Origin of the sequence: Pseudomonas sp. OTU750018 (assembly GCF_011636575.1) — a bacterium.
GTDB classification, from domain to species: Bacteria; Pseudomonadota; Gammaproteobacteria; order Pseudomonadales; family Pseudomonadaceae; genus Aquipseudomonas; species Aquipseudomonas peli.
In genome coordinates this window covers 913,623-925,550 of record NZ_JAAPAU010000002.1, presented here as the reverse complement: position 1 = coordinate 925,550, position 11,928 = coordinate 913,623, and the positions used below count along the sequence as shown (strand labels likewise).

General features: G+C 61.0%; 12 protein-coding genes. 9 read left to right on the top strand and 3 right to left on the bottom strand.

What is annotated here, in order from left to right:
* Nucleotide 1: 1 nt before the first annotated feature.
* Complete coding sequence (locus tag HCI85_RS13240) at nucleotides 2–238, bottom strand: hypothetical protein (RefSeq protein ID WP_167145119.1); 237 nt, start codon at nucleotides 236–238, stop codon at nucleotides 2–4.
* Nucleotides 239–413: 175 nt separating this feature from the next.
* On the opposite strand from HCI85_RS13240, the gene HCI85_RS13235 reads away from it, so the two are divergent.
* The 9 genes from HCI85_RS13235 (at nucleotide 414) to HCI85_RS13195 (ending at nucleotide 9,031) form a co-directional block, all read left to right on the top strand.
* Nucleotides 414–875 carry a glycine zipper domain-containing protein gene (locus HCI85_RS13235; RefSeq protein ID WP_090254068.1) on the top strand — a complete coding sequence of 154 codons (462 nt, stop codon included), beginning with the start codon at nucleotides 414–416 and terminating at the stop codon, nucleotides 873–875.
* A gap of 325 nt (nucleotides 876–1,200) precedes the next feature.
* Nucleotides 1,201–3,993, top strand: coding sequence for a monovalent cation/H+ antiporter subunit A (locus tag HCI85_RS13230; protein WP_167145117.1), 2,793 nt, complete (start codon nucleotides 1,201–1,203; stop codon nucleotides 3,991–3,993).
* A 1-nt stretch (nucleotide 3,994) separates the two neighbouring features.
* Nucleotides 3,995–4,324: a Na+/H+ antiporter subunit C gene (locus HCI85_RS13225; RefSeq protein WP_167145115.1), complete on the top strand. Its 330-nt coding sequence runs from the start codon at nucleotides 3,995–3,997 to the stop codon at nucleotides 4,322–4,324.
* Nucleotides 4,321–5,826 carry a monovalent cation/H+ antiporter subunit D gene (locus HCI85_RS13220; RefSeq protein ID WP_167145113.1) on the top strand — a complete coding sequence of 502 codons (1,506 nt, stop codon included), beginning with the start codon at nucleotides 4,321–4,323 and terminating at the stop codon, nucleotides 5,824–5,826. The genes HCI85_RS13225 and HCI85_RS13220 overlap by 4 nt, the downstream gene beginning before the upstream one ends.
* Nucleotides 5,823–6,326: a Na+/H+ antiporter subunit E gene (locus HCI85_RS13215; RefSeq protein WP_090252441.1), complete on the top strand. Its 504-nt coding sequence runs from the start codon at nucleotides 5,823–5,825 to the stop codon at nucleotides 6,324–6,326. Before HCI85_RS13220 ends, HCI85_RS13215 begins: the two co-directional genes overlap by 4 nt.
* Nucleotides 6,311–6,580 (top strand): K+/H+ antiporter subunit F, encoded by a 270-nt coding sequence (locus tag HCI85_RS13210; RefSeq protein WP_090252444.1) that lies wholly within the window; start codon nucleotides 6,311–6,313, stop codon nucleotides 6,578–6,580. Before HCI85_RS13215 ends, HCI85_RS13210 begins: the two co-directional genes overlap by 16 nt.
* Nucleotides 6,581–6,603: 23 nt before the next feature.
* Entirely contained in the window at nucleotides 6,604–6,936 is a 333-nt protein-coding gene (locus HCI85_RS13205; RefSeq protein WP_167145111.1) for a Na+/H+ antiporter subunit G, read from the top strand.
* An 84-nt stretch (nucleotides 6,937–7,020) separates the two neighbouring features.
* Complete coding sequence (locus tag HCI85_RS13200; protein ID WP_167145109.1) at nucleotides 7,021–7,926, top strand: DMT family transporter; 906 nt, start codon at nucleotides 7,021–7,023, stop codon at nucleotides 7,924–7,926.
* A 10-nt stretch (nucleotides 7,927–7,936) separates the two neighbouring features.
* Entirely contained in the window at nucleotides 7,937–9,031 is a 1,095-nt protein-coding gene (locus HCI85_RS13195) for a PLP-dependent cysteine synthase family protein (protein WP_167145107.1), read from the top strand.
* Nucleotides 9,032–9,091: 60 nt separating this feature from the next.
* Here HCI85_RS13195 and HCI85_RS13190 read toward each other — a convergent pair whose 3' ends face one another.
* Nucleotides 9,092–10,708, bottom strand: coding sequence for an NAD(P)/FAD-dependent oxidoreductase (locus tag HCI85_RS13190; protein WP_167145105.1), 1,617 nt, complete (start codon nucleotides 10,706–10,708; stop codon nucleotides 9,092–9,094).
* Nucleotides 10,709–10,844: 136 nt separating this feature from the next.
* The gene (gene gap / locus HCI85_RS13185; RefSeq protein ID WP_167145103.1) at nucleotides 10,845–11,852 is read right to left on the bottom strand and encodes a type I glyceraldehyde-3-phosphate dehydrogenase; all 1,008 of its coding nucleotides are present in this window, start codon (nucleotides 11,850–11,852) and stop codon (nucleotides 10,845–10,847) included.
* Nucleotides 11,853–11,928: the final 76 nt, after the last annotated feature.

Genomic DNA, 11,928 nt, shown 5'->3' with positions numbered 1-11,928 from the left:
ATCAGTCGCCGGCATATTCTCCGGCGGCTTGCTCAAGCCAGGCGGGTAGGTTACTGCGCGTGATACCGGCGGCCTGGGCTTCAGCCAGGCAAGTAAGCATATAGCTGCGTTTGGCTGCGCAGTCGCCCGCCAGTGATAACGCCAGGTCGCGGTCCATCCAGCGTTTGATTCGCACATACAGCCACCAGTGGAAGTACAGCCCAGCCACACTGGTGATGGCGACGATAAAGTAATCCATAAGTCCTCCAAGCCAAGTCTTAGCTTAGGCTGATTGGGTATTGAGGTTGCACGCGGCGTGGTGTCGCGCTAACGCTCAGCATCGCAGCTTGGGTAAAGATTTGCTGCATATTGGCGGGTGACAGCTAAGCTGCGCAGGCGGTTTAATGAACACCTGCCTAACTGGAGAAATGATCATGCGTAACCCTGTTCTGTTGGCCGCTTCGTTCGCCGTGCTGACCCTGTTGGGCGGCTGCGCCTCCAGCCTGACTGGTGACACCTATTCGCGTGATGAGGCGCGAACCGTGCAGACCGTGCGCATGGGCACCATCGAAGCACTGCGCCCAGTCAAGATCGAAGGCACCAAGACCCCAATCGGCGCCGGTGCCGGTGCGGTTATCGGCGGTGTCGCCGGCAGTGGTGTGGGCGGTGGTCGCGGCAGTGCCGTGGCGGCCGTGATCGGTGCAGTGGCCGGTGGTTTGCTCGGCGCGATGACCGAGGAAGGGCTGACCCGCACCCAAGGTGTGGAAATCACCGTCCGCGAAGACGATGGCAGCATGCGTGCCTATGTTCAGGCCGTTGAAGAAAATCAGGTCTTCCGCGTTGGCGAGCGCGTGCGCATCCTGACGGTAAATGGCACCAGCCGCGTTTCTCACTGAGTTTTGAAAAGGCCGGATCAGTGCTGACTGATCCGGTTTTTTATTGCCTTTTTTCTAGATAAACCAGATGGTTATCCGTGTTTTAAGGGATTTTCAGGTGACTTCGCGGAAAACGGAGTGTTTAGTAATAATTCTATTCATGACGGTTAGCCGATAGTTATGGATAATCGCGCTCGCTGTTGTCCCGGCAGGCGCTCGTAACGCCGCGGTGCAATACTTTTGTGTGAGTGCGGCTTCGGTCAGTGCTATGGCGGGCCGCCAGTAAGCAAGTTAGGGAGTCAGCCGGGCACGGTAACGTGCCGGGTTCGTATTAAGGGGTTTTTCTATGACGCTTGCGCTGATCATCGCCTTGCCATTTCTCGGCATTTTTCTGCCATTACTGGCCGAGCGTCTGGGCCGTTCCGCCTGCGCAGCGGCAGCTGGTGTGGCGCCGCTTACGGCTTTGGTACTGCTGCTTTCGCAGCAGTCGGCGGTGTTCTCTGGCGAGCTGCTGAAGGTCAAGCTGGAGTGGTTACCGTCCCTGGGCCTGAATCTCAGCCTGCGGCTCGATGGCTTGGGCTTTCTGTTTGCCCTGCTGATTCTCGGCATTGGCCTGCTGGTGATTCTTTACGCGCGTTACTACCTGTCGAAGAAGGAGCCGATGGGGCGCTTCTTCGCCTTCCTCTTGCTGTTTATGGGCGCCATGCTCGGCGTGGTGCTGTCGGAAAACCTGCTGCTGATGCTGATGTTCTGGGAGCTGACCAGTCTGTCGTCGTTCTTGCTGATTGGTTTCTGGGGCGCCCGTTCGGATGCCCGCAAAGGCGCGCGCATGGCCTTGGCCGTGACCGGCGGCGGTGGTCTGGCGCTTTTTGCCGGGATTCTGCTGATCGGCCATATCGCCGGCAGTTTCGAGTTGTCCCAGGTGCTGGCGGCCGGTTATGCGATCCGCGCTCATGAGCTGTACCCGCTGGCGCTGATTCTGGTGCTGCTGGGCGTATTCACCAAGTCGGCGCAGTTCCCGTTCCATTTCTGGCTGCCCCATGCCATGGCCGCGCCGACGCCGGTGTCGGCGTATCTGCATTCGGCGACCATGGTCAAAGCCGGGGTGTTTCTCCTGGCGCGTCTGTATCCGGCGTTGGCAGGGTCGGAGTGGTGGTTCTACCTGGTCAGTATCACCGGCCTGGTGACCTTGCTGGTTGGTGCCGGGATGGCTCTGTTTCAGCATGACCTCAAGGGGCTGCTGGCCTATTCAACGATCAGCCACCTGGGTCTGATTACCTTGCTGTTCGGCCTCGATACCCGCTTGGCCGCTGTGGCAGCGGTGTTCCATATCATCAACCACGCCACCTTCAAGGCCTCGCTGTTTATGGCGGCAGGGATCATCGACCACGAAACCGGTAGCCGCGATATGCGGCGCATCAACGGTATGTGGAAGTACATGCCGCACACGGCGGTTCTGGCGATGGTGGCAGCCTCGGCGATGGCCGGGGTGCCGTTGCTCAATGGCTTCTTGAGCAAGGAGATGTTCTTTACCGAAACGCTCAATCAGCACCTGCTGGGCAGCTTCAACTGGGTAATTCCGGCGGCGGCCACATTGGCCGGGGTGTTCTCGGTGGCCTATTCGCTGCGCTTTATCCACGACGTGTTCTTCAACGGCGAGCCGGTCGACCTGCCGCATTACCCGCCGCATGAACCGCCGCGCTACATGAAAGTGCCGGTGGAGATTCTGGTGTTCCTCTGCCTGCTGGTGGGGATTATTCCGGCCTATACCGTGGCACCGTTGCTGGCTGCTGCCGCTTCCGCCACCCTGGGCGGTGATGTGCCAAGTTACAGTCTGGCGATCTGGCATGGTTTCAACCTGCCGCTGCTGATGAGCTTTATTGCCTTGTTCGGCGGGATTTTGGTGTACGTGTTCCGCCAGCCGCTATTCCGTTGGTATGCCGGGCTGCCGAGTGTGGATGCCAAGTTGATCTTTGAGCGCGGCATACAGTTGCTGGTCAAGGCGTGCAGTGGCTTTACCCAATGGCTGGAGAATGCTTCGCTGCAGCGCTATCTGGCACTGTTGCTGGCGGCCGCCTTGTTGGTGGTGACTCAGGGGCTGAGCTCCTTGCCGCAGATCAGTGGGCCGGTGGCGATGACCGAGATTGACGGCATCACTGCTCTGGGGCTGGGCATCATGGCGTTTGCCGCGCTGGTAACGGTGGTGTTCCACCGGCAGCGTCTGGTTTCGTTGTTGATGCTTAGCGTGGTCGGTCTGATGGTGGCCTTGGCCTTCGCCCGCTATTCGGCGCCAGATTTGGCCCTGACCCAGCTCTCGGTCGAGGTGGTGACCATCATCCTGTTGATGCTCGCCTTGTTCTTCCTACCGGCGCAGACGCGCATCGAGTCCAGCAGCCTGCGCGGCCTGCGCGATTTCACCCTGGCGGTTGGCAGTGGGGTGATGGTGGCGATGCTGGTGTTCGCCGTGCTGACGCGGCCGTACGACAGCATTTCAGCGTTCTTCCTGGAGAACAGCGTACCGGGCGGCGGCGGCACCAACGTGGTCAACGTGATTCTGGTGGACTTCCGTGGCTTCGATACCCTCGGTGAGGTCACTGTGCTGGCGATTGCGGCCGTGGGCATCTTTGCGTTGCTTGATGGTTTGCGCCTGTTCCAACCCAAGGTCGATGCACAAGGCCGCAACTGGGCGCGGGACCGCCATCCGCTGATCCTCGCCACCTTGTCGCGGGTGCTACTGCCGATGGCGCTACTGGTCTCTGTATTTATCTTCCTGCGTGGCCACAACCTGCCCGGTGGCGGCTTTATTGCCGGTTTGGTGACGGCCGTGGCGCTGATCCTGCAATACGTCGCCAGCGGCGTGCAGTGGACGCAATCGCGCCTGCCGCTGAATTACCAAGGCATGGCGGGCCTCGGCGTGATGATCGCCGGCCTGACGGGTTTGGGCAGCTGGCTGTTTGATCGGCCGTTCCTGACCTCGGCCTTCGGTCATTTCCATATCCCGCTGGTCGGAGAAATTGAGCTGGCTACCGCCCTGTTGTTTGACCTGGGCGTGTACCTGACAGTTGTCGGCGCGACCCTGCTGATTCTCGCCAACCTGGGCAAGTTGACCCAGGAAAAAGCTGTAGAAGAGGTGCTTTGAAATGGAAGCCATATTTGCCGCAACCTTGGGCCTCCTCACCGCAAGCGGTGTTTATCTGCTGCTGCGTGCGCGGACCTTCCCAGTGGTGCTGGGGCTGACGCTGATTTCCTACGCGGTCAACCTGTTCCTGTTTGCCATGGGCCGCTTGCAGGGCGGTGTGGTCACGGTGATTGGCAAGGGCAGTGTCTACGCGGACCCACTGCCGCAGGCGCTGGTGCTGACCGCCATCGTGATCGGCTTTGCCATGACCGCCTTCGTTGTGGTGCTGGCACTGCGCAGCGTGGGTGAAACCCAGACCGACCATGTTGACGGCCAGGAGCCTGCACAATGAATCATGGCGTGATCCTGCCCATCCTGCTGCCGATGTTTGCCGGCAGCCTGTTGCTGCTCGGTGCGGGCTTGAGCCTGCGGGTTAAACGCAGCTTGTCGCTGGTGGCAACCCTGTTGCTGCTGCCATTGAGCGGCTATCTGCTCTGGCTGGCTGATCAGGACGTGCTGCAGGTGTATGCCGCCGGTAACTGGGCGGCGCCGTTTGGCATCATCCTGCTGCTCGATCGGCTGAGCGCCTTGTTGCTGATGGTCACGGCGGTGCTGGGTAGCTTTGCTCTGTTGTATGCGGTGCGTGGCGACGATGAGCGCGGGCAGAGTTTTCATGCGCTGTTCCAGTTCCAGCTGATGGGCATCAACGGCGCCTTCCTCACGGGTGATCTGTTCAACCTGTTCGTGTTCTTCGAAATTCTGCTGATTGCCTCCTATGCGCTGCTGGTGCATGGCGGTGGGGCAGAACGAGTGCGCGCGGGGCTGCATTACGTTGTGCTGAACCTGGTGGGCTCGGCGTTCTTCCTGCTCGCCGTGGGCGTGCTGTATGGCATCACCGGCACCCTGAACATGGCTGATATGGCCATTCGCGTGGCGGCTGCCGGGCCGGATGATGCGGCGCTGCTGGGCGCTGCTGGCTTGCTGTTGCTGGTGGTATTCGGCCTCAAAGCGGCGTTTCTGCCACTGTATTTCTGGCTGCCCAAGGCTTATGCCTCGGCCACTGCGCCGGTCGCGGCGCTGTTTGCGATCATGACCAAGGTTGGCCTGTATTCGATCATCCGGGTGTACACACTGATCTTTGGTGATGAGGCCGGCAGCCTGGCCAACATGGCCAACGACTGGCTCTGGCCGATTGCCTTGCTGACCTTGGCATTGGGTGTGATCGGTGCACTGGCAGCCGTTAGCTTGCAGGGGCTCCTGGCGTATCTGGTGGTGGTATCGGTGGGCACTTTGCTCGCCGGCATTGCCATCGGCACTGAGCAAGCCCTGGCCGCAGCCCTTTATTACCTAGTGCACAGCACCTGGGTGGCCGGTGGACTGTTCCTGCTGGCGGATCTGATTGCCCGTCAGCGCGGCGATAAGCAGGCGCTGCTGGTGCAAGGTCCGGCGCTGCAGAACCCGCACCTGCTCGGCGGCCTGTTCTTCTTCGGCGCGATTGCCGTGGCCGGCCTGCCGCCGCTGTCTGGGTTTCTCGGCAAGCTGTTGCTGCTGCGCTCGCTGGAGCCGGGCGTGCAGGCGCTCATGCTGTGGCCCGTGGTGCTGGGCGGCGGCCTATTGACCCTGGTGGCCCTGAGTCGTGCCGGTAGCATGCTGTTCTGGCGTGTCGGCTTGAGCCAGCTGGACAGTGCCGAGCTGGATTACGGTCGGCTGTCAGCCTGCGCTGGTTTGCTGCTGCTCAGCCTGGTGCTGATGGTTGGTGCCGCGCCGCTGCTGAGTTATGTCGAGGCTACCGCCAGCCAACTGCATGATTTGGCGCTGTACCGGCAAATCATCGAATCGGGAGCTGCACGATGAAAGCACGTCGCTGGTTACCCCATCCGCTGCTGAGCGTGTGCCTGCTGTTGGTCTGGCTGCTGCTGATGAATGACCTGAGCCTGGGGCACTGGCTACTCGGTGCGCTGCTCGGCTGGGCCATTCCGCTGTTGACCCAGGTGTTCTGGATCAACCCGCCACGGGTGCACAAACCGTTCAAGTTGTGCCTGTTTCTGCTGCGCATCCTCGGCGATATCATCACGGCCAACCTGCAGGTGGCCAAGCTGATCCTTGGATCGACCGCCAAGCTGCGCCCAGCCTTCGTGGAAATTCCCATGCTGCTGGAAGATGAACTGGCCCTGACGATGCTCACCAGCATTATTTCTCTGACCCCGGGCACGGTCTCTGCCGACCTCAGTGACGACCGCAAGATGCTCCTGGTGCACGGTCTGGATGTGCCGGACCCTGACGCCTTGGTCGCAGAAATCAAACAGCGTTACGAAGCCCCCCTGCTGGAGGTATTCACATGCTCGCCTACGTGATCCCGCTGTGCCTGATGATCATTGGCGTGGCCCTGGTGCTGACCATGGCGCGCCTGATCATCGGCCCGGATTTGCCCGACCGTATCCTGGCCCTGGATACCCTGTATATCAACGCGATTGCCATGCTGGTATTGCTCGGTATCTGGCTGGGATCGGACCTGTATTTTGAAGCCGCCCTGCTGATTGCGGTGATGGGTTTTATCGGCACAGTGGCAGTGGCCAAGTATTTGTTGCGCGGCGACATCATCGAGTAACAACGTTCTACGGAGACTGCTGAATGGATACCTGGATCGAAGCGCTGGTGGCGCTGTTTCTGCTGATCGGCAGCCTATTCGCCTTGATCGGTGCGATTGGCTTGTACCGCCTGCCGGACTTTTTTATGCGCCTGCACGGCCCGACCAAAGCCAGCACCTTGGGCGTGGGCGGCATGGTGATCGCTTCGCTGATCTACTTCAGCTTTCGCGGTGAGGGCATTAGCTTGCATGAGCTGCTGATTGCCCTGTTTCTGTTTATCACCGCACCGGTCAGCGCCCACATGTTGGCCAAAGCCGCACTGCAGCAGAAGCTGCGAATCAGCGAGCAAACTCGCGGTAAGCCCTGGGAACAATAAGCCCACACAGTTCAAGGCGCTGACTGTATCTGTCGGCGTCGCGTATGCCTCTCTACACTGCAGCCTTTAGTCAGGGGCTTGGGTATGCAAGAGCGGGAAAGGGGCATCGCGATCATCTGCCTAGTGATCGCCATGGCGCTGTGGGGCAGTTCCTTTATTGCGCTGAAACTGGCCTTTGCCGAATTGCCGCCGCTGTGGGTGATCTTCGGCCGTATGGCCCTAGGCAGCATGGTGTTTCTGCTGGCCTGGCGCTGGCGCGGACAGATGCATTATCGCGCCGGTGACTGGAAGTACCTGCTTGGCCTGGCGGCCTGCGAACCCTGCCTGTATTTCCTCTTTGAAGCCCTGGCGCTGCAGCACACCAGCGCCGCGCAAGCGGGCATGGTCACGGCTTTGCTGCCGCTGCTGGTGGCGGTGGGGGCGTTTGTCTTCCTGCGTGAACGGATCAGTCGCATCACCCTGTTGGGGTTTCTGATCGCCCTGGTCGGCGCCGTATGGTTGAGCCTGGCCGGCAGCGCCGACGAGCACGCCAGTAACCCCATCCTCGGCAACTTCTACGAGCTGCTCGCGATGCTCTGCGCCATGGGTTACACCCTGCTGCTCAAGCACTTGTCATCGCGCTATTCGCCCTTTCTGCTGACCGCCATGGTGGCCTTTGTCGGCACTATTTTCTTTCTGCCTTTGGCTTGGTTCAGCGCGCCGTTGCCAACCAGCATCAGTCCCATGGGCCTGGGCGCGGTGGCCTATCTGGGCATTCTGGTCACGGTGGGCGCTTACGGGTTGTACAACTTCGGCGTCAGCCGCTTGCCGGCCAGCCAGGCCTCTGGTTTTACCAACCTGATCCCGGTGTTCACCTTGCTGTTCGCCATACTGTTATTGGGCGAAAGCCTGAATGGCATGCAGATGCTGGCAGCCGCCTTTGTGTTTGCCGGCGTGTTGTTGAGTCAGTGGCGAGGCGCGCGCGTGGTGCCCGCTGGTGTTCTGGATTAGGGGATAAGGTATGAGCGATTCAAGAAGCTGGGCGCGCGAAGCAATCCGCATCATCGAGGCGGATTTTCAGCGCAGCGCCGACACCCACCTGATACCCCTGTCGCTGCCGGGCTTGCCCGGCGTCGAGCTGTATTTCAAGGATGAGTCCAGTCATCCCACTGGCAGCCTCAAACACCGGCTGGCGCGATCGTTGTTTCTTTACGCGCTGTGTAACGGCTGGCTCAAACCCGGCGCACCGGTGATCGAGGCGTCCAGCGGTTCCACGGCGATTTCCGAGGCCTATTTCGCCCGCTTACTGGGGCTGCCGTTTATCGCGGTGATGCCGGCCAGCACTTCGAAGGAGAAGATCGCACAGATCGCTTTCTACGGCGGCCAGAGCCATCTGGTAACGGATCCGACGCAAATCTACGCCGAGTCTGAGCGCCTTGCGCGAGAGACCGGCGGGCATTTTATGGATCAGTTCACCTACGCCGAGCGCGCCACCGACTGGCGCGCCAACAACAACATCGCCGAGTCGATCTTCCAGCAGCTGCGCAGTGAACGTTTCCCTGAGCCGAGTTGGCTGGTGTCCAGTCCCGGCACTGGCGGCACCTTGGCGACCCTAGGGCGCTATGTGCGTTATCGCCGCCACAACACCCAGGTGTTGTGCGCGGATGCCGAGCGTTCGGTGTTTTTCGATTACTACCGCAGCGGTGATGCCAGCCTGTGCCTGAACCATGGTTCGCGTATCGAAGGTATTGGCCGGCCACGGGTCGAGGCGTCCTTTCTGCCGACGGTGATCGATGCCATGTGCAAGGTGCCGGATGCCTTGTCGTTGGCCGCCATGCATTACCTGGCGCAGCGCCTGGGTCGGAAAGTGGGCGGCTCCAGCGGTACTAATCTGATCGGCGCGCTGCTGGTTGCGCAGCGGATGGTCGCGGCGGGGGAGTCGGGTTCGGTGGTGGCGATTCTCTGTGATGGTGGCGAGCGCTATGCCGACACCTACTACGACTTCGCCTGGCTCAGTGCTCTGGGGTTCGATTTGGCCGCGTTAATAACTGCTGTTGCGGACTGTGCCGAGCGTGGCATTCCTTTGCCTGCTGACCTGCCCACCGCCGGTCTGTAGCTTAAACCGGCGGGCGGTCTGAGTTGCGCCATGGGCTGATCAGTAACCAGCAGCGGCGTATCAGGCTTCTGCAATCCCGAGCAAGTCGCGAATCAGCGCTTCGGCCACACGAATGCCATCCACCCCGGCAGAGAGAATGCCGCCGGCGTAGCCGGCACCTTCACCAGCCGGGTATAGGCCGCGAACGTTGAGGCTTTGCATATCCGCGCCACGAGTAATGCGCAGCGGCGAGGAGGTGCGGGTTTCGATGCCGGTGAGTACCGCGTCATGCAGGTCGAAGCCTTTTATCTGTTTGCCGAAGGCCGGCAGCGCTTCGCGGATCGCTTCGATGGCGAAGTCAGGTAGGGCCAGGGCCAGATCGCCCAGCTTGATACCCGGCTTGTACGAGGGCTCAACACTACCCAGCGCGCTCGATGGTTTGCCCGCGATAAAGTCGCCAACCAGTTGCCCCGGCGCTTCGTAGGTGCTGCCGCCGAGCAGATAGGCCTGAGACTCTAAACGCTCCTGCAATTCCACACCGGCCAGTGGGCCGCCTGGGTAATCCTGCTCTGGAGTGATGCCGACGACAATGCCGGCGTTAGCGTTGCGTTCGTTACGTGAGTACTGGCTCATGCCGTTGGTCACCACGCGGTTCGGCTCCGAGGTGGCCGCGACTACGGTGCCGCCCGGGCACATGCAGAAGCTGTAGACCGAGCGGCCGTTCTTGGCGTGGTGCACCAGTTTGTAGTCTGCAGCGCCGAGCTTAGGGTGGCCGGCGTATTTACCGAGGCGAGCACGGTCGATAAGACCTTGCGGGTGCTCGATACGAAAACCCACCGAGAACGGCTTGGCTTCCATAAATACTTCACGTTTGTGCAGCATGCGGAAAGTGTCACGCGAGCTGTGGCCCAGGGCCAGGATCACCTGGCGGCTGAGAATCTGCTCGCCGCTGTCGAGCACCACGCCTTTGAGCTGGCCATCCTCGATCAGCACATCGCTGACGCGCTGCTGAAAACGCACTTCGCCGCCCAGCGCTTTGATCTCTTCACGCATGGTGGCGACCACGCCGGTGAGGCGGAAGGTGCCGATATGTGGCTTGCTGACGTAGAGAATTTCCTCTGGCGCGCCGGCTTTGACGAACTCCTGCAGCACCTTGCGTCCGTAATGTTTGGGGTCCTTGATCTGGCTGTACAGCTTGCCGTCGGAGAAGGTGCCGGCACCGCCCTCGCCGAATTGCACGTTGGACTCGGGGTTGAGCACGTTCTTGCGCCACAGGCCCCAGGTGTCCTTGGTGCGCTGGCGCACTTCGGTGCCGCGTTCCAGCACGATGGGTTTGAGTCCGGCCTGGGCCAAAATCAGCGCGGCGAAAATCCCGCACGGGCCAAAGCCGACTACCAGCGGACGCTCTGCGAGGTTCTCGGGCGCCATGCCGACTGGTTTGTAGGCGGTATCCGGGGTGATGCTGATATGCCGGTCATCGCTGAACGTGGCCAGCAGCGCCGCTTCATCGCGCAGCTCGCAGTCGATGGTGTAGATGAAGTGCATTTCAGTGGATTTCTTGCGCGCGTCGTAGCTGCGCTTGAACAAGGTGAAGTCGAGCAGCTCGCTGTCGGCAATCCCCAGTCGCTGGACGATGGCCGGGCGCAGGGCCTCGTCGGGATGGTCGAGGGGCAGCTTGAGTTCGGTGATACGAAGCATGAGGGACGATCCACTTTCAGGGCCGGAGGCAACCCGGCAGCTTTTAAAAGGCGGCGATTATACGCCTGATCAGTGGTTAAAGGCCGCTGCCGATAAACGGCAGCGACCCGTCATGGGGCGCGCTCAACCCATAGTGCTAGCGCACCTCAGGCTTTACCCAAGCCAGCATCACGTCGAGCATGCGGTTGGCGAAGGCCCACTCGTTGTCATACCAGGCCAAGACCTTGACCAGATCGCCCTGCACGCGGGTGTGGCTGAGGTCGACCACGCAGGACACCGGGTAGCCGTTGAAGTCGGTGGACACCAGTGCCAGCTCGTTGCACTCCATCACCCCAGGCGGCAACTGCGCCGCGCCGGCCTGCAGCGCGGCGTTGATCGCTTCACGGCTGGTCGGGCGTTCGCTGGTAAAGGTCAGATCGACCAGCGACACGTTGGGCGTCGGTACGCGTATCGACAGCCCATCCAAGCGGCCGATCAGCTCCGGCATGACCAGGCCGATGGCTTTGGCCGCACCGGTGCTGGTGGGGATCATCGACAGCGCGGCGGCACGGGCGCGGTAGAGGTCGCTGTGGGTCTTGTCCAGCAGGTTCTGGTCATTGGTGTAAGAGTGGATGGTGTTGACCAGCCCCTGACGAATGCCCACGGCTTCGTGCAGCACCTTGGCCATCGGCGCCAGGCAATTGGTGGTGCAGGAAGCGTTGGATACGATCTTTTGATCGCCCAGCAGTTGATGGTTAACGCCGTAGACCACGGTCAGGTCGGCGCTGTCCAGTGGGTGTGAGAGCAGCACGCGCGGGCTGCCGGCGCTGATGTGCTGTTCGACCTGTTCGCGCTTTTTCAGTTTGCCGGTGCATTCGAGCACCAGATCCACCGCATGCTCACGCCAGGGCAGATTAGTCACTTCGCGCTCACGCAGCAGCTGGATCGGGTGGCCGTTTACCCGCAAGGTGTCGCCGTCCAGGCTGATATCGCCAGGAAAGCGGCCGAAGGTGGAGTCGAAGCGGGTGAGGTGGGCGAGGGTGCTTTGCTCACCCAGGTCATTGATCGCGGTGAGGTGGATCTGCTGCTCCAGTTTGCGCTCGAACAACGCGCGCACCAGGCAGCGACCGATCCGTCCATATCCATTGATAGCAATGCGCAGCATAACGATATCCCTTTGGCTGTCTTCACTTGCAGCTTAGGCCAATCGTCTGCCGCTCGGCTGATCTATCTCAGCTATC